General features: G+C 60.4%; 17 protein-coding genes. 6 read left to right on the top strand and 11 right to left on the bottom strand.

All coding sequences use genetic code 11. The features are described 5' to 3' along the window. Positions 1-818: pyridoxal-phosphate dependent enzyme (locus SH809_13365; GenBank protein MDZ4700692.1), on the top strand; the 818-nt coding region annotated here is incomplete at its 5' end. Further along, positions 811-1,131, top strand: a complete 321-nt coding sequence (locus SH809_13360; GenBank protein MDZ4700691.1) for a DUF3467 domain-containing protein — start codon at positions 811-813, stop codon at positions 1,129-1,131. The genes SH809_13365 and SH809_13360, both read left to right, overlap by 8 nt. Positions 1,132-1,142: 11 nt before the next feature. On the opposite strand, the gene SH809_13355 is transcribed toward SH809_13360, so the two are convergent. Beyond that, positions 1,143-2,204, bottom strand: a complete 1,062-nt coding sequence (locus SH809_13355) for an LptF/LptG family permease (GenBank protein MDZ4700690.1) — start codon at positions 2,202-2,204, stop codon at positions 1,143-1,145. A gap of 237 nt (positions 2,205-2,441) precedes the next feature. On the opposite strand from SH809_13355, the gene sucC reads away from it, so the two are divergent. From sucC to SH809_13340, 3 genes are read left to right on the top strand one after another with little or no spacing between them, the layout of a single operon-like run. Beyond that, positions 2,442-3,617 carry an ADP-forming succinate--CoA ligase subunit beta gene (gene sucC / locus SH809_13350; GenBank protein ID MDZ4700689.1) on the top strand — a complete coding sequence of 392 codons (1,176 nt, stop codon included), beginning with the start codon at positions 2,442-2,444 and terminating at the stop codon, positions 3,615-3,617. A gap of 9 nt (positions 3,618-3,626) precedes the next feature. Further along, entirely contained in the window at positions 3,627-4,649 is a 1,023-nt protein-coding gene (locus SH809_13345) for an ABC transporter ATP-binding protein (protein MDZ4700688.1), read from the top strand. 27 nt (positions 4,650-4,676) lie between these two features. Beyond that, positions 4,677-5,105 carry a GNAT family N-acetyltransferase gene (locus tag SH809_13340; GenBank protein ID MDZ4700687.1) on the top strand — a complete coding sequence of 143 codons (429 nt, stop codon included), beginning with the start codon at positions 4,677-4,679 and terminating at the stop codon, positions 5,103-5,105. Here SH809_13340 and SH809_13335 read toward each other — a convergent pair. The 9 genes from SH809_13335 to SH809_13295 form a co-directional block, all read right to left on the bottom strand. Continuing rightward, the gene (locus tag SH809_13335; protein ID MDZ4700686.1) at positions 5,065-5,427 is read right to left on the bottom strand and encodes a BON domain-containing protein; all 363 of its coding nucleotides are present in this window, start codon (positions 5,425-5,427) and stop codon (positions 5,065-5,067) included. The genes SH809_13340 and SH809_13335 overlap by 41 nt on opposite strands. Positions 5,428-5,575: 148 nt before the next feature. Continuing rightward, on the bottom strand, positions 5,576-8,302 hold the full coding sequence (locus tag SH809_13330) for a putative LPS assembly protein LptD (GenBank protein MDZ4700685.1): 2,727 nt from the start codon (positions 8,300-8,302) through the stop codon (positions 5,576-5,578). Beyond that, positions 8,229-9,215 (bottom strand): ROK family protein, encoded by a 987-nt coding sequence (locus SH809_13325; protein MDZ4700684.1) that lies wholly within the window; start codon positions 9,213-9,215, stop codon positions 8,229-8,231. Before SH809_13325 ends, SH809_13330 begins: the two co-directional genes overlap by 74 nt. A 21-nt stretch (positions 9,216-9,236) precedes the next feature. Further along, entirely contained in the window at positions 9,237-9,563 is a 327-nt protein-coding gene (locus SH809_13320; protein MDZ4700683.1) for a septum formation initiator family protein, read from the bottom strand. Between the two features lie 18 nt (positions 9,564-9,581). Continuing rightward, entirely contained in the window at positions 9,582-10,865 is a 1,284-nt protein-coding gene (gene eno / locus SH809_13315; GenBank protein MDZ4700682.1) for a phosphopyruvate hydratase, read from the bottom strand. 124 nt (positions 10,866-10,989) lie between these two features. Further along, a complete protein-coding gene (locus SH809_13310) occupies positions 10,990-12,336 on the bottom strand; it encodes a hypothetical protein (GenBank protein ID MDZ4700681.1) in 1,347 nt (448 codons plus the stop codon). Positions 12,337-12,403: 67 nt separating this feature from the next. Beyond that, positions 12,404-13,714: a hypothetical protein gene (locus SH809_13305; GenBank protein ID MDZ4700680.1), complete on the bottom strand. Its 1,311-nt coding sequence runs from the start codon at positions 13,712-13,714 to the stop codon at positions 12,404-12,406. A 41-nt stretch (positions 13,715-13,755) separates the two neighbouring features. Then, on the bottom strand, positions 13,756-14,925 hold the full coding sequence (locus tag SH809_13300; protein ID MDZ4700679.1) for a hypothetical protein: 1,170 nt from the start codon (positions 14,923-14,925) through the stop codon (positions 13,756-13,758). Positions 14,926-15,119: 194 nt separating this feature from the next. Beyond that, positions 15,120-15,884, bottom strand: coding sequence for a glycogen/starch synthase (locus SH809_13295; protein MDZ4700678.1), 765 nt, complete (start codon positions 15,882-15,884; stop codon positions 15,120-15,122). Between the two features lie 348 nt (positions 15,885-16,232). Here SH809_13295 and SH809_13290 point away from each other — a divergent pair, with 348 nt between their 5' ends. Further along, positions 16,233-16,697, top strand: a complete 465-nt coding sequence (locus tag SH809_13290) for a DCC1-like thiol-disulfide oxidoreductase family protein (protein ID MDZ4700677.1) — start codon at positions 16,233-16,235, stop codon at positions 16,695-16,697. Positions 16,698-16,833: 136 nt separating this feature from the next. Here the strand turns inward: SH809_13290 and SH809_13285 are convergent. After that, positions 16,834-18,147 (bottom strand): chromosome partitioning protein ParA (locus SH809_13285; protein ID MDZ4700676.1); only part of this gene is annotated, 1,314 nt, incomplete at its 5' end.

The following is an 18,147-nucleotide window of genomic DNA, read 5'->3' as shown; positions in this document are numbered from 1 at the left end:
TCGGCGTCGATCCCTACGGTTCGGTCTACTATAAATACTTCTTCACGCGGGAATTCGATAAAACCGAGATCTACCCGTATGTGACGGAAGGCGTCGGGGAGGATATCCTGGCCAAGAACATGGACTTTGACCTGGTGGACGATTACGTCCGCGCGACGGACAAAGAGGCGATGCAGATGACGCGCCGGCTCGCGCGCGAGGAAGGCATGTTCGTCGGGCAATCCTGCGGCCTGGCCGTCGCCGGCGCCCTGCAATGGTGCCAGACCAACCGTGAGACACTGAGCCCGAGCGACGTGATGGTCATTGTACTGCCGGACTCCGGCTTCCGCTACCTGTCGAAGACGTACAACGACCGGTGGATGCGGAACAACGGCTTCCTCGATCGGCCCACGTATGTGACCGCGGACGAGGTGATCGCGCTGCGTCGGCGGCAGAAACACATCGTCCATGTACAGGCCGGCGACACCCTGGGCGATGCCATCGCGGTCATGAGCGAACATGGCATCTCGCAGATCCCTGTAATGGACGGCGCGTCGGTCGTGGGCAGCCTGACCGAAAAGGGCATTCTCAAACGCCTCATCGCCACGCCCGAAGCACGCAACGAACAGGTGGCCGGCACCATGAGCGACCCCTTTCCGATCGTCCCCAGCAGCCTCCACCTCGAACACCTCTCCGCGTACCTGGAGCAGGACATGGGAGCCGTCCTGGTCCAGCGGACCGACGGGTCGTACGACATCATTACAAAAAGCGATCTCATCAGCGCGCTCGCCAATATCGGGCGCACCAACTCGGAATCGAAAGGAAAACACCATGAGTGACGCAAACGAAGGGCAGGCGCACGTCCAACTAAATATCGAATTAAGCGAAGATGTGGCCGAAGGTGAATACGCCAACCTGGTGATGATCGCGCATTCGAGCGAAGAGTTTATCCTGGACTTCATCCGGGTCGTGCCGGGGGTCACGAAGGCGAGGGTGAAAAACCGCATCATCGTTACGCCCCCCCACGCGCGGCGCTTGCTGGCGGCGTTGGCGGACAACATCCGGCGCTATGAAGCGGCCAATGGGCCTATCGCTACACCGACCCATGGTGGACCGCCCATCCAGTTTGGAGGTCCGAGCGGCGAAGCGTGAGCATCCTCTCCCTATTTTTTTGCCCTGGCGACGAGAAAAATTCCCAGCAACGTGAACAAGACGTGCGGCAGCCACGCGGCGACGACAGGAGGTAACTCGCCGCTATACCCGAATGGCTCGACAAGTTTCATCGTCGCGAGGTAAAAGAAGGCGATCAACAGGCCAAGACCGATCTGGACGGCTTGCCCCCCGCGCCGGCGGACGGCCGCCAGCGGCATGCCGATTAGTACCACGATCACGTTCGCCAGGGGGTAGGCGAACTTGCTCTGGTAGCCGACAATCGTGCGCCCTGTGTTGTTTGCGCCCGACCGCTGGAGCGCGTCGATGTACGCGCGCGCATCCGGGATGGTCATCGATTCCACTTCCCGTTCCGTTCGCGCCAGATCCCGGGGGTAAATCGTCAGCAGGGTGTCCAGTGCATCGATCTTGCGGAAAAGCGCCCGCCCATCGTCCAAGAACGTGCGCTCGGTGACATCCGCCATTTGCCACACCCCCAGCGAATCCACCCAGCTCATGCGCTTGGCGTCCATGCGCGACAGGAGCCGCCGGCCGTCGCCGAAGTGCTGTATCGATACCTTGTGGGCTACCTGCGCCATACGATCGTAAAACCCAACCGATACGATGCTCTCGGGGGTGTTCTGGCGGTGGATGTCGCTTGGGTCCAGTTGCTGCTGTTTGTTCTTGAGGTACTTTTGCTCGAATTCGATTACGGTCTGGTTCGTCCTGGGAACGATCCACCCGTTAAACCAGAACATGAACACGCTGATGGCCAGGGCCACTACGAGAAAAGGAAGCAGCAGTCGGTACAACGAAACACCGCTGGTCTGTAACGCCGCTAGCTGCAATTGCTGCGATAACTTGCCCGTCAGATAGACGCAAGAGAGGAATACGGCCAGAGGACTCGTCAGCCGCACGATGTCTGGGACGAAGTTGGGGTAATATTCCAGGAAGACCTGGCTCATGCTCGCCCCACGATCGAAAAAATCGTCCACGAACTCGACATAATGGAGCACGACAAAAAAAACGATCAGGCAACCGATCAGAAATACGGTGCCTGTGAGAAAGCGACGCATGATGTGAAAGTCAATCGTCGTCATGATAAGCAAGCGCCGCGGAATTGCCGGAAGGGGAAAAACGCCGGAAAACTAGAGCAAAATTAAAAGAGGGGAGTCTGCCGGTGTAAACTTAACCGGCGAGCTTCGGTTCAACACGGCCTGAACGCGGGTTCGGCGAAGACCGAGCGCCACGTTGGGACTTTGATCTCCTGAGATAGAGTTCCGCCTTACACCTTTCTTGACGCCCAGAGACGCATGAAATTACACGAATATCAGGCAAAAGACGTTCTTCAACGGTACGGCGTGGCCGTGCAACCCGGCATCGTGGCCTATTCGGTGGATGAGGCTGTCGCAGCCGCGGAGAAAATGAAGGCCGAGCGCGGCATCGATCTGTTTGTAGTCAAAGCGCAGATACACGCCGGCGGCCGCGGCAAAGGCGGCGGCGTCAAGCTCGCACGGGGCGTCGCGGAAGTACGCGAAAAAGCGAACGCGATCCTGGGCATGATGCTGAAGACGCACCAGACCGGGCCCGAAGGCCAAAAGGTGCGCGCCGTACTCATCGCGGAAGCGTCGGATATTGCGAAGGAGTTTTATCTGGGCATCACGCTGGATCGCCAACGCAACCAGAATGTCGTCATGGCCTCCACCGAAGGTGGTGTTGAAATCGAAACCGTAGCGGAGGAGCACCCCGAAAAAATCTTGAAGGTGTGGATTGACCCGGTCACGGGAATCCAGCCGTTCCACGCCCGCCGGCTTGCCTATAGCCTTGGTTTCGAGGGCGAAGCGCTCAAACAGGCCGTCAAGTTCATCCTCGCGCTTTATAAGGCCTACGAGGAGACGGACGCTGCGATCGCCGAGATCAACCCGCTGGTGCTTACCGCCCAGGGCGATGTCATTGCGGTCGACGCCAAGATCACGTTCGACTCGAACGCCCTCTATATGCACCCGGACCTCGCCGCGCTCCGCGATGTCCACGAAGAGGCTCCGCTCGAAGTGGAAGCCAGCGAACATGGCCTGAACTACATCAAGCTCGATGGCAACGTGGGCTGCATGGTGAACGGCGCAGGCCTCGCCATGGCAACGATGGACATCATCAAGCTGGCCGGCGGCGAGCCGGCAAACTTCCTGGACGTCGGGGGCGGCGCCAACGCCCAGACGGTGGAAGCCGGCTTTCGGATCATCCTCAAGGATCCGAACGTCAAGGCCATCCTGGTAAACATCTTTGGTGGAATCGTCCGGTGCGACCGCGTGGCGAATGGGGTCGTGGAGGCCGCCCGTAAGGTGGAAATCCGCGTCCCGCTGATCGTCCGCCTCCAGGGCACGAATGCGGCTGAAGGGCAGCAGATCCTCAAAGACAGCGGCTTGAAGGTCGAGACGGCTATCCTTCTCAAGGAGGCCGCGGAAAAAGTGACGAGCGCCCTCGCGGCCTGATCGCCACCGATGACCGCACCACCCTTGAATCCGCCGGACACCGCCGGCTCCGTCGAACTGGTCGATATCGTCAAGCGCTTCGGCGAGACGGTGGCGGTCAATGGGGTCGCGTTGTCTATCCAGGCCGGCGAATTCGTGTCGCTCCTCGGCCCCAGCGGGTGCGGCAAGACGACGCTGTTGCGGACAATCGCGGGGTTCGAGCGACCTGACGCCGGCACGGTGCGCATCGGTCGGGACGACGTCACAAACGCTTCGCCGCAGGACCGGCCAACGGCCATGGTCTTCCAGAGTTATGCGTTATTCCCGACCATGACGGTCGGCGAGAATGTCGCGTATGGGCTGCGGGTGCGGAAGCTTGATAAGGCCACCATCACCACACGGACGGCGGAAGCGCTAGCGCGGGTGAACCTGTCGGGCTACGAGAGCCGGCCCGTGACGCAGCTCTCCGGCGGCCAGCAACAACGGGTGGCGTTGGCGCGCGCGCTGGCTGTGCGCCCTCGGGTGTTGTTGTTCGACGAGCCGCTTTCCAATCTGGATGTCTCGCTTCGCGAACAAACGCGCGTGGAGTTGAAGGAACTGCAGAACGCCCTTGGGACCACCAGCATCTATGTCACGCACGATCAGCAGGAAGCGCTGGCGTTGTCGGACCGGATCGCGGTGATGAACGCCGGCCGCCTGGTGCAGATCGGCGCACCCGAGACGCTGTATCGCGAACCGGATACGGCGTTTGTCGCCCGGTTTTTGGGAGGGAGCAATATCGTGGCGCCGGGCCGTCTGGCCGAAGCTTTTGCACCCACGCCCGCACCAGCGTCGCATGTGCTTGCGGTTCGGCCGGAAAATGTGCAGTTTGGAGGGAAGGAAGGCATCGAGGCGCGGGTCCTCTCCCGGCAGTTTCTCGGGACCTACGCCGAATACTGGTTCGAGGCCGAGGGGCAACGCCTTCGGGTTTGGGCCGACCCGGCCGTGCCCGCGCCTTCCGAAACGGCATATCTCACGGCGCGTGATGCGCGCTGGGTGAAAGGAGATGCCTGATTGAGACGCCCCAACCCGTAACGCCCCATGATCGCTCCCCAGGAATCTCGCAAAGACATCGCCAACCTGATCATACGCGAGGGGTTGAACGACCTTACGCCGGCGCGGATTATCACGCTGTTTCGTCGGGGGCCCCTCCTGCGGGAGGCACGCGATCCCGCCGAGGTATGGACATCGTTCGAAAATGCGTCTATCGTGCTGACGGCCTGGCTGGATGGGCAACTCGTTGGTCTTGCACGGGTTCTCAGCGACCGGGTCTTGTTCAGCTATCTGTGTGATCTCGTGGTCGAGCCGGACGTTCAACGCATTGGTGTAGGAAAGGCGCTCGTACAAGCCGTCGTCGAGGCGTGTTCGGGGACCGAATTATTCCTGCGCGATTCCGAGCTATCGTCCGGCTTTTATGCACACCTCGATTTTAAGCGGGTAGCAAATGGGTGGGCGCGTGCGTGCCGTTGAGCAACAAGACGACGCGCGCGTTTAAGGCCTCATGGTGGACATCGTCAACGATGTGGAGCCGGTCCACGATGGCATCGAGACCGGGGATTCGGGCCGTCAGCTGGATGACATGGTCGCGATCCATGGCGTCATAGAGTGTGCCATGGAGCGTCACAATGCCTCGCTTGACGTAGAAGCGGAGGCCTTCGGCAGCCGTATGGTCCATCTCGCTTTCGAACAACTCGGCGAGATAACCGGCGATGCGGCGATCGGTCGGCGCCGATGAAAAGAGGCGCGCGAATGGGAGGGTGAATCGGCTGAACATGGGGCTTGCGAACGTCATAGTCTCACGCCTGGATGGGGGAGAGTGATCACTACGTGCGAACACAGTCATTCTATGGCCATTCTACTGCGTTCCATACATAACGCTCTACGTCTGAGCGGCTAAAAAGGTGGTACCAGAGGAGTAGGGCCGGCCTCCCGCCCTGCGATCAATTCACCAGGCCGTCGAATTGACCGCCGACATCCGAGCGCGGCTGGCGGATGCGAAGGAAATCCCTGAGTTGACCGCTCTTGACTTGCAGGTTGAATCCGAACGACTGATACCGCCCGAACGGCACCCAGCTGAGCGACATCTGCCAGCACTCGAAGTCGCGGAAGAAACTGATATTCGTCGTCACCGCCTCCTTGCGCTCGAAGTCGTACCCGGTGCGCCCCTGTACTTTCCAGTTGGGCGTAAGGCTAAAATCGAAACGGGCATTCAGTGTGATGGTGCGGGTCCGATTGCTCGTTTGTTTCTGGATACCATAGGTCAAGTCGGTCGAGAGTGACCAGGGGATGTCGAAGTCGACATAGTCGCCTGTCGGGTTCATGATGCTGTTACCGATTCGCGACATCGGATCGCCAAAAACGCCACTTCGATCGTCATTTAACGTGGCTCGTGACGATTCGAGCGGCCGGCCGCCGCCGCCCGACTTGCTCCGAAACGAGGTGTTGGCTGTTAATGAGAGACTCGTCAACCGGGCCAGCCGGAATCGCTCGAGGGAGAAGAAGTACGCGTCGATCACACGGGTCCCCTCGGCGTTGAGCTGATAGGGAGAGTAGGTCGCGCGCGCGTTCAAGTTGAGGGTGTTGTTGAGCAAACTGGTGCGTCCGCTAATGCCGATGTTCGACAGCTTCAGCGAGTCCGCGGCGAAGTTGTAACTGGCCGTTCCATCCAGGTTGAAGAGCTTGACCACCTTATTCCGATCAGCTCCGGTTGAGTCCACGGTGACCTGCTTGGTCTCGAACGTATTGCCGACGGAAAGGGATAAGGCCTGCTGCAATCCTTGCTGCACGCCATTGACAATGCCGTACTCGACCTCGTTGCCGTTCTGGTCCGTGTACGACCGCGTATACCCCCAGAAGTCACCGCCGAAGTCGGGTCGGTAGGTGAACGCGAGGGTCGGGCGGAGGGTGTGGCGCACGCCGGTGAAGGCGCCGACACGAATCGGAAAAAGCCCGTAGATGGTCGTATTGGCGGAGACGCCCGAGGAAAATTGGCGGAGAGCAAAAAAGCCGGGCTGCACGGCGGTGACGAGGCGCTGCGTGGAGTCGGGCTGAAGCTCGAGGTCCCGCCGCTGGGTGCTGATGTACCAATCCTCGGTATAGTTCAGATTCGGCGTCAGGTTAAGGCTGAACCGGCTGGCGGAGAACGTCGCGGACACGGGGATGCGGTTGGTGGCCTTGAAGTCGAACGGCTCATCTTCTCCGGTGGCCCGCTGGTACTTGTCGATGTTAAAGAGGGCGTCGACCCAGGTGATATCCAGAGCAGACGTGTCGCCGGCGGCGAGCAACTGGGCGTCCGAGCGCGGCCTGAAGTCGAAGGTATTGTCGAGCCCGAAGTTGTAGGTATAGGTGATCTTCTCGAACCAGGGCTCGCCGGAGCCGGGGGGGCGGTTTTCACGTGCGAAGGGTTTGCGCGAATTCTGGGAAAATGAGAGTGATGGAAGCCGCAGATTGGCGGCGCCGGTGTCCAACACCTGGCGCTGGGAGAGGCTCAGATTCAGGGAGCGGCCGGTTGACGCCCATCGTTTGGAAAACCGCATGCTTGAGGAGATGCTCTGGGTGACGCGGTCGTCGTATTGTTCGGAAATCGTGCGCAGGTAGCCGGCGGTGGTCAGGTTGATGTCGCCGTTGATGGATGTCGATGGATTGATCGTCTGATTATGGCTCCACCGAAAAGACGTGCTGTTGCGAACCGCGAACCCCGGATCGTTCTTTTCGCCGTTACGCTGGCGGGCGAAATCCATCTGAAGTTGCCCGCTGTAGCGATATCGGCGGTTATACCGAAACAGCGTATTCGCCTGCCAGCTCCCGCTGGTCCACAAACCGCCGCGCAACTGTAGGTCGGTGTACGGACTCAGCACGAAGTACCAGCCCAGATCCCGCAGGTAAAAGCCCAGTTCGTCCTCGCCGTAGGTAGGGGCGAGTAGGCCGCTGCGGCGCGAGGCCTGTGCCGGCAGGAATGCAAAGGGTAGCCAGACCGGCGTCGGAATGTTGAAGAGAAAAAGCTGGATCGGGCCGGTGAAGATCTTCTTCTGGTCGACGACCTTCATTTTGCTCGATCGTAGCGAATACGACGGGTCGTCGGCGCATTCACAGGTCGTGTAGCGCCCGTTGCGGATATAGGCCGTGCTGTCCTCTCCGAGTTTGACGATGCCGCCGCGGATATGGCCGTCGTCGTAGACGACATCGGCATTCGTGACACGCCCACGTTCGGAGCGCATATTGAATGCCATCTGATCCCCCTGAAATGTCTCCTCGCCCGATTTAAACTGCGGCCGGCCGACCATCCCTGTGTCGCTCGGTGCTCCGCTGGCGCGGAGTTCGTCGATGTCGAAGAGGATCTCGATGGTCTGGGCATCGAGCTTGGTCTCGCCATAGGATACCGACGCTTTCCCGTAAAGCGTTCCAACATCCCCTGCGCTGCCGCCGAAGACGATGACCAGCGAGTCCGCCGTGGATTCTACGGGATTCTTGAGATCGGTCGGGGCGGTGGTCTGAGCGTACACCAGGGGCGCCAGGCCGGCCCAGCAGGCGAAGATGCAGCCGGCGAGGGCGGATAGCGGCAGCCGGATGTGCGCGTCGTGGCCGCACCCTCCGTCAGGAGGAAGCCGAGACGTGACCGTCGTGGTATTCGAACACAAGATGCGCTGCGCCGAGCATGCCGACTTCATTGCCGAGGTGTTCTCTGATGATTTCCAACCCATCGCGAAGTCCCGGCATCACAAAACGTACCATCGAGTCATACGCCGGCTTCAGGATGTAGTCGCCCGCCGCGGAAACGCCGCCGCCGACGATCACTTTACGGATATCGAGCAGATTTATGGCCGATCCGAGGATACAGCCCAGTTTGTGGCCTGCCCAGGCGAGGACCGACTGCACGGCAGCATCGCCGGCGAGGGCGGCCTCGTGGAGCATCTTGGGGGTGATCTTCTCGAGATCTCCGCCAGTCATCTTATGGATGACGCTGTCCGGGCGGTTAAGTAACTGGTACCGGGCGTGTCGGGATAAGAAGCGTTGCCCGAGATAGGCCTCGATGGCACCGGCCACGCCCGACCGATCGAACGGCCCTTCGTAGTCGATGGTCATGTGGCCAATCTCGCCGGCGCCGCCTGTTGCGCCGCGGAAGATCGTGTTCTGGTAGATAATTGCACCGCCCACTCCGGTGCCCAGCGTCACCAGGATAAACGAGTCGAACGGCAACCCGGCGCCATAATGCGCCGAGCCAAGGCCGGCGACATTGGCGTCATTCTCGACGATCACAGGAAAGGCCGCGCCCAGGCGGCTTTGGAGCGCCGTCTGCAGATTGATGACATCCCACCCGGGCAGATTGGGCGCCCTGCTGACGGACGTCCGCTCCCAGTTCACCGCGCCAGGAGCGCCGATGCCGATGCCGAGGATCGAATCCGCGCTGGCGGCGGATGCCAGCCTGCGAACGAGGCCGGCAATCCGGTCGATGACAGGTTCCGGTCCTTCCTCGGCGAGCGTGTCGATGGAGACGAGTTCACGGATGCCCTGTCCACGCTCGACGAGCGCGGCTTTGATCATCGTGCCGCCCAGATCCACGCCTACAGCAAAGGTATTCATAATCGCCCGGGGGCCGGGTGGCTAGTCGACTTCCTTGATGCGGTAAACGGTTTCGCCGGGCCGGCGCATCCCATACGTTTCGCGCGCCAGGCGCTCGACGACTTCGTCGGACAGGCCGGCCTCGATGGCCGCGCTGAGCGAATCGGCCTCGAGTTGGAGGCGCGTATTCTCAGCTGCGATGGCCCCAAGCTCGCTGTGCCAGCGGGCGCGTCGGACCAGGCTATGGCTATCAAAAAACGTAACCCAAACGGCCATGACCACGAGGCCGGTGATCAACGCTTTGCGGCGCGATTGCGGTGTGGCGAGGATGTGTTCGGAAAGGGTGCGAAGCGCGGCGATCGGTTTCATGTGCGAGCGCGGGTCCGTTTAGAATTTGAAGGCGCGGCGACCGGGATAGGTGGCCGCCGTCCCCAGGTCTTCTTCGATCCGGAGCAGCTGGTTGTATTTCGCGAGGCGGTCGCTGCGGCTGGCCGAACCGGTTTTGATCTGGCCGGCGTTGGTCGCCACGGCGAGGTCCGCGATGGTCGCATCTTCCGTTTCACCCGAGCGATGGCTGATGATCGCGGTGAACTTGTTCTGGTGCGCCATTTCGATGGCTTCCAGGGTTTCGGTCAGCGTACCAATCTGATTGAGCTTGATCAGGATCGCGTTGGCCGAGCCTTCGTCGATGCCGCGTTGGAGCCGGCGCGTGTTTGTCACGAACAGGTCGTCGCCCACCAGCTGAACCTTCTTGCCGACCGCTTCGGTCAACATCTTCCAGCCTTCCCAGTCGTCCTCCGCCATCGCGTCTTCGATGGAGATGATGGGGTACTGCTCGACCCAGCCGCTCCAGAAGGCGACCATATCTTCGGACGATCGGCGCTTGGTCGGATCGCTCTTCCAGAAGAGGTACGAGCCGTCTTTGTACATCTCGCTCGACGCCGGGTCCAGGGCGATAAACACATCCTTGCCGGCGCTCAGGCCGGCTTTCACGACGGCTTCGAGGATGACTTCGATCGCTTCCTCGTTCGACCGAAGATCCGGCGCGAACCCACCTTCATCGCCGACGGCGGTGTTGTAGCCTTTCTTCTTGAGGACCTGCTTGAGCTGGTGGAAGGTCTCCACGCCCATCCGAAGGCCTTCGCTGAAGGACGACGCGCCGACCGGCATGATCATGAACTCCTGCATGTCCACCGTGTTGTCCGCATGGTGCCCGCCATTGATGATGTTCATCATGGGCACGGGCAGGCGCGAGGCGTTAGCGCCGCCGAGGTAGCGGTAGAGGGGGAGCTGGACGGTATCCGCGGCGGCTTTGGCCACGGCGAGGGAGACGCCCAAGATGGCGTTGGCGCCGAGCCGGCCTTTATTCTCTGTGCCATCGAGCGCGATGAGGTGCGCATCGATCTGTTTCTGCTCGAAGATGCTCCAGCCAATCAATTCGCGCGCGATTTCCTCGTTTACATTCTCGACGGCTTTGAGCACGCCCTTGCCCAGATACCTGGATGTGTCCCCGTCGCGAAGTTCGACAGCCTCATGGACGCCGGTCGAGGCGCCGCTCGGCACCGCCGCGCGGCCCAGGATGCCTTCTTCCGTGATCACATCAACTTCAATCGTAGGATTTCCCCGGCTATCGAGGATCTGGCGTGCGCGAATGGTATCGATCGTTGGCATTGGAAAGAAACTGGGGATGTACGTGAAGGGTGATGGTTAAGGTGCTTCAGGCAAGTATAAAAAAATACAGCCGGCGGTCTCAAAACGCACCGGCTGTAAGGTACCTATGTTCTACGAAAAAAGATCAATTGGGTGATCGAACTTTCGTCGACTCGTTAATCCAGGCATAACACCCCTGGTTAACCATATACGTGTCGCCGGGTTTCCAGCTCTCGAAGAACAGGTCTTCCGCCGATGGGAAGAGCGGCTTATAGGTGCCGATGGCGCTATTTACCGTGCTGGAAAGGGCCGAATCGGCCTGACGCGCGCGCTCCATGTAGTCTACGACAAGCCAGTACACCGCCCGGTCCGTCCGCGCCATCGCGGCGCCGCAATCGCGGATGGAGCTGGCGTATAGATCGCCGATCGCCTTGATCGCGCGGCCAAACGAAGCATCCTCCTGGATGGCGCGACGGTAATACGTCCGGGCGCGGGCGTATTGCTCCAGCTGCTGAGCGGCGATGCCGAGGTTGTAATTGATGTCGCGGGCATGCTGCGCGCCGTCCGGCAGCGCAAGCGCTGCTTCCAGGCTTGTCAATGCTTCCTCGGCGTCGCCGTCCTCGAGCTTCAGGACACCGATCTCCATATGAACCTTTGCGGTGGGGGCGATGGCCAGCATCTGGTTCAGCATCCCGAGCAGCTTATCGCGCTCCTCCAACTCCTTGTAAATGTCGATGAGTTCGTCGATGATTTTTTCATCGCCCATATTCTTTGCAAGCTGATCCTCGAGGAAGCCCATGCGTTCCTCCGGCGACTTAAACAGCGCGTTGCGCTTCTGCGCAATGAGCTCAACCGTCTCCGGTTCTTGACCGAATTTCGACTCGGCATCCTCCAGGAAGTCGACGGCTTGCTGGACATCCGTTTGCGCCAGGTCGTCCACGATCACGTTCAGGTAATAGGGACGCGGGTCCAGTAGGATGGGGTCCATCTCGTAGACCTGCCGGTAGATACCTCCAACCTGAGCCTGGAGATCAGCGAGCGTCGGGGCATGTTTCTGGATGAAACGTCCCTTATTGAGGATCCACTCGGCCTCGCTGAATTCGGCATTAGCGTCCTTCAAAGTGGGCACCGCGGCGTCAAAATAAGACAGGGCGGTGTCGAGGTAGGCGCGCGATGTGGATTCGTCGGCCGCTTCGGTCGCCAGGGCTTCGTAGAGCTTGGTGGCGCGATCGAGGTTGCGGTCGTCAAATTTACCGGGGCCGGCGTAGGCAGGAGCGCATGTTAGGACCCATTTCAAATAAGGAAGCGCGGATACGTAGTCCTTATTTTTAAAGGATTCCCAGTACAGGCTGTAGTTCATGGCCTGTTCGTTGGCCTCGGGCGGGTCCGAACATTCCTGCGCAAAAACCGGCGTTTGTGTGGCTCCGGCAAGGATTAGCGCGGTAAGGATGCCGACCCAGGGTGCGGTATGGCGTCGTTCCGAAGGGTTCATCTGACCTGTGTTCGTTAAGGTTTCGCGGTGGCGAAGTGGTGAAGTATACATAAAAGACAAGGAGACCTCAACCGAGTTTCCGGCGATCGAACCAGCGCTCTCCGATATTCATATTCACCAGGATCTTGTAGAAGGATTCCCGGACGAAGCCTGAATCGGTGCTGCCTCGTTGGCCTACCTCAAATCCTATATCAATGTGTGTGCCAGGGAAGAGGGTGGGCAGGCTCAGGCCACCGGTGAGCGCCGTCGTCCGGAAGCTCACGCCAGCCCGGGGGATGACGTAGCCGGTGTCGCTATATCCCCCGAGGCGGTAGGCAATACGCTTGAGATAGGAATCGAGGGGGTTGATCGAGGGGAGGTGCTCCACGCCGGCGGAAACACGCGTCCGTTCGTCCAGGATCGAAGAGCCGTCCGGGGCGAAGCCGGCGAGGGCGAGGTCTCCATCCAGCTTGTCCCATGGCTCGAGGGTACCGTCCACGACGAAGGTCCACCGCCGATTCAGATAATACGCGAGGCCTCCGTTTAGCCGGAGCGGAAGGTCCAGCGCCCCTCGCAAGGGGATGCCGAGGGTATCCGGATCGAGTGGATCGCCTGAAGTGATCGTCTGGACGCCGTCGACGCTTCCGGGTGTGCTGAGGCTGAATCCTATCGTCAAGGCGTCAGACTCGGAGGCGAGTTGGCGGAACGTGAAAAGTGTACCGAAGGTGGCGGAGACCCCGGAGAGGCGCGTTGACAGGTCGAGCTGGGTCGAGGTGAACTCGGATGTGGTGAACTCGGTGAAGCGGGACTCCCGGAGGATGCCGAAGTTGAGGTTGAGCGCGCCGCCGATACTGGCGTTTTTGTTGAGCCGGTATCCGAGGCCCAGGGCAACGGTCTGCAACCCGCCGCTGCCCTCGAACCGGATGTTGTAGGCGGCCGGCGAGGTGAGGGTCGGATCATCAATGACAACCTGACCGCTGCGAACGCTGTGCGCCACCCGCGAGTAGGGGGCGAAGCTGGCCACAAAGCCGAGTTTGCCCGGAAGCACGGGGAAACCAAACTGAAAGGAGCCGAGCATGCTCGAGTTTAGCCGGCTGCTCGCCCCCGTAGCGTCTTCGATGTCAAGCCCCTGAAACTGTACGCCTCCGGCTAGTCGCGTCACGACCTGGTCCGCCCACGTGCCCGGATTCGCGAGGTTGACGTAGTTGAAGGAAGAAAGCGCGGTCCCGCCGCCGCCCAGCGCCTGGATCTGGGAAGACGTGTTGCTATATAACTCGCCAAGGCCGAAGCGAGAATATACAGAACCGTCGCTGCGCTGCTGGGCCCATACCCCGCACGGAAGTGCCAGCGCAAGGAGCGTGGCCGCGAGGGCGAGGGTGATGCGGGGCGAAAAGGACATGCGAGGCGTGGGGATGGGTGATGGGGATCAGAGGGCCGAACTCAATTTCCCTGGTTGAGGGGCGTAGTGGTCAGATAGAGGCTTGGTGGCGTTTCGGCCGACGTGGTGTCCCGGAATACAAGTGAAGAGAGGTTATTCCCGGAAGCCGACAGGAAACGAATTTCATAGTGGTCGAACGCCGGCGCGCCGAGCAACACACTCTGGAGCGCCTCGCGGAAGGAGGCCGAGTCAAAATCCAGCGTGACACCGTTGCTCCGCAGCGTACCGAGAGCAAGGATGATCGAGGTCGAATCCGCCAGGACACCGTGAAGCGCCATGTTGGAGAGCGGGGGGCGGACAAAGGCCGGTGGGTCGTTCTCAAAAACCAGCGTGTCCAGCGTCACCTGGAACGCCGCGCGATTGACGGACGACTGTTCGAACGCGTCCAGGTCGAAATCAAACGCCAGGTTGGGCCCGAGGCCTTGTTGCAAGATGGTAACACCCGGCGGCGGCGTGGCCGGTGTAGGCCGGGTGTACGCCGTGAGCCCCTTGGTGGCGAGGAACGTGACGGTGTCCGCGCCAACGATGCCCCGCAGGTTCGACTCGGACGTGACGGAGTTAAACAGCCCGATCACCGCCGCTCCCGATACCGGACGCACCTGAAATCCGTGAAACGAGGTCCCGAAGAAGATCGAGCGGAAGGTGGTATCGCGCCCGGCATAAAACGACTCCGGCAGGGTTACGAGGATTGCGTCGTCGTCCGGATCGACGGTAAACTGCACGATTTCGAGTCCAACGGCGGGGACGTCATCCTGCTCGTTGCCAGAAGATTTGAACTCGCTCAGCACCTCGTGTAATGCAAACGTGACGGGTGACGACGAATCTCCATACACCGTCGCCAGCTCCAACCGCAGCAGTAAGCCCGTCAGCGTGCCGTTCTTGTAAGCCGGCGGCAGCACCAGATTTTCGAGGAAATCGATATATCCTGTGGCCTCAATCGAACCGACGATCGGGTCGTCCACGAAGCCCGACTGCAGTGTCGTAGCATTGTCGACAAGCCCATCGCCGGACGTCGTTTCGAGGCGATCGAACGCGACGCGCTGGAGCTGGGGGACACCGCCCTCCGTATCAACGAGGTCCAGGCCAACGGCGGAAGGGTCCTCGCAAGCACTCAAAAACAGGAAGCCGGCGCACAGAATACTGGCGAGGTAAATCGGTCGGGGTGAAACCATGCAGGGTGGCGGGAAGCTACCGCCAGATTACGTAAGTGAGGCCTCGTCGGGAAGGATTCGACGCGAGGCGCGTCCGGTACTAACGATGGTGGTGAGAAAATCGTATAGAGCCGTCCTCGTTTTAGCAAAAACCCCGGGGAGCCAGTCCGCCGGGGTTTTGAAGAAGGTGTCAATGCCTGAACGGGGTGCAGGTTTCAAACAGCGACTTCATTCAAGACCTGTTCATACAATTGCGTTGCCTGTTCGCAGCATGCGCCGGCCTCGGCCGCGAACCGCATCCCACCCTTCGCGGACCCATTCGCGGACGGCAGGTGGATCGTATGATCGGCCAGGTGCGAGGCCATTTCGGAGACGCTCAGGGTGTGCGGCATCAGCCCATCCGGGTAGACCAGCTCGGACATAAACGAGGCGCTCACCTGCTGGTCCGACGACTCCAGGCCAGGCGTGTACACGCTGCGGGTGCGGGCGAATATCGGGTCGTCCGAGAATTCGGTGCGCAGCAGCAGCGGAGTGAGTGAACTGAGCCAGCCGAAGCAGTGGACGATGTCCGGCTGCCAGCCGAGGTTGCGAATCGTCTGGAGCACCGAGCGGCTGAAGAAATAGGCACGTTCCACGTTGTCTGTGAACACGCTGCCCTCGCGATCCGATAGGATGCCCTTTCGCTTGAAGAAATTGGAGTTGTCCATGAAGTAGACCTGGAGCCGGATGCCCGGAATCGAGGCTACTTTGACTTTCAGGGGTTCCTTCTGGCCATTGATACGGATATCATTGCCGGAAAGACGGATCACTTCGTGGAGGCGGTTTTTGCGTTCGCTGATCTGGCCGTAACGAGGCATCATGATCCGAACGTCGCATTCGCCGCTTTCTTGCAGCTGTTCGGGGATGAGGCGGGCGATTAGAGCGATTTCCGTGGCGTTGGCAAAAGGAGCGACCTCTTCAGAGACAAATAAGATCCTCATAGACAATGGCGTACTTCTGTAAGTTGGGGTTGACAGAAAAGCTGTAGTCTCGTCTTGCCATTGTGGTGGAAGCTTGCTCGAAGCCTGGCATATCGCGTGGGCAGGAAGGGCAGGCGTGTTCTGGCTGGCGGTCAGAACGAGCACAAATGTACTAAAAAAGCGTTTTCGAGACAAGTTTTTTGCTCAATGAGAAACAAGACAGCGCGAATCCCTCGAATCCGCGCTGGATTGGCGTTCCGATTTCACATTCAGGGTTCCGGGGATGGAACAATCACTGCTTCCGCACGATCTCCCTTAACACGGGACAGACATCGGGGCCCGGAAATGGCAATTCAGAACGGTTCTCCCATGGATTCCCCTGATCCTACGACTCGGGACGCCGCACGGGCCGGCAGTCCGAGCGCCGGCCATGCGCTGGTTTTATTCGACGGCGTTTGCAATCTGTGCAACGGCTCCGTCCACTTCGTAATCGATAGGGACCCGGAGAGCTACTTTCGCTTTGCCGCCCTCCAATCGGAGGCGGCGAAGCCCGCCCTGGCTCAGTGTGGACGCGACGCGGGCGTGCTGGACAGCATCGTGCTGATTGAGGAGGGGCAGTGTTATACGCGTTCGAGCGCGGCGCTGCGTATTGCGCGCCGGCTGTCGGGGGGCTGGCCGGTAGTGTATGCGGGCATCATTATCCCTCGCGTGCTGCGGGATGCCATCTACGACTTCATCGCGCGAAATCGCTATCGCTGGTTCGGGCGCACCGAAGCCTGCCGCATCCCTACGCTGGACCTCCGGGCGCGTTTTCTTGACGATCCGGTTGGTTGACTACCGCTGATTAACTGACGTTACGCCGGGCCTGCAAGGAGGCGCCACATGTTGCGTCTCTGCGGTTTGAAAACCGGCATTTTACCCGTTTCTGGTCTTCACGGCGTAACGTCACTGATTAACTACCGCTGATTGACTACGGCTGGTTGCCTGTCGACCGCTGGAGCAGTTCAAAATAACGCTTGATGAGGTCCTCGTAGTCGGGCGAGTAGCCGCTTTCGAGGGCTTCGATGAGCGCACGGCGGAGGCTTTCGGCGTCTTCCGAGGCCGGCAACTGGCCGGGGCTGTCGCGAGGGGTCGGCTCGCCGATCTGGCCTTCGCGCCGGTTTTCGCGGCCACGTTCCTGCATCGAACGCGTGGCGTCTAACATGCGGGTCAGGATCTGCTGTTGACGTTCTTGCGTCCGCCGGCCGGGTTGTCCGCGCTGCAGCTCCTGGATCGTCTCTTCCATCTGTTCGGCGATCTTGTTGAGGTCGCCCATCATCTTACCCCGCATTTCCGGGTTGCGGCTGAGGTTTTTGATCTCGGAGCGGATCGACTCCTGCTGCGCGGCCATCTGGCGCAGGCGATCCTGCATGTCCGGCGAGAGCCGGTCGCCCTGCATCTGGTTGAGCATCTGCTGGATCTGCTGATTGAGTTGCTGCTGTTTCTGCGCAGCGTTCTGCATCTGCTCCGTCATCTGCTGCATGGACATGCCGCTGCCCGAGCCGGAGCTTTGCATGTTCATCATCTGATCGAGCAGGTCCGATAGCAACAACGCCAGTTCATTCAGGTGCATCATGGCGCTCTTCTGATGCGCGGCGGCCTGGCCGGACTGCCGTTCGGTCATCGCCTCGGTAGACAACCCCATCGCGCGGAGCGCCTCGCCGGCCTGTTGTTGCACCTCCCGGGTCATGTTCGGAATATCCCGCGCGAGCTTCTGTAGCGAATCGCTGACGACGGCCGCCCCCTCGCCGAGTTCGACTTGCGCCTGCGCGAATTGCCGCAGCGCCGGACTGTCTGGCGACAGTGCCCGGACGTCATTGATCAACTTCTCCTGCTCCTGCGACAGGGTGAGGATGTCGCTCAAGGCCCTACGCAATGCGGCGATGTTGATCTGCACCTGCGAACCCTCCATGCCTTGCTGCATCTGCTGGAGCTGCTGCTGCATCTGCTGGAGCTGCTGTTGCATCTGCTGCTGCTGCTGCTGGGCAGATTGTAGCTCATTTTGCCGCAGCTGCTCGGCGTTTTCCTGCATCTGCTGCGGGAGTTGCTCTTCCTGGACCTGTTCGTTGAGGCGCTCCATCTCCTCGCTTGGCGCCTGTTTGAGTTCATCCATCCGCTCCTTAATCTGTTCGAGCAAGGATTCGAGTTGCTTCATCTCTTCGCTCGAAAGCTCCTGCTGCTTCGCAAGCTGCTCCTGGGGCGTGCTGCCTTCCTGCTGTTTGCCCTCCTGCTGTTCGCCTTCCTG

It is taken from the genome of Rhodothermales bacterium, from assembly GCA_034439735.1.
Classification (GTDB): domain Bacteria; phylum Bacteroidota; class Rhodothermia; order Rhodothermales; family JAHQVL01; genus JAWKNW01.
The sequence above is the reverse complement of the archived record's forward strand: the minus strand, read 5'-3'. Positions and strand labels throughout refer to the sequence as shown.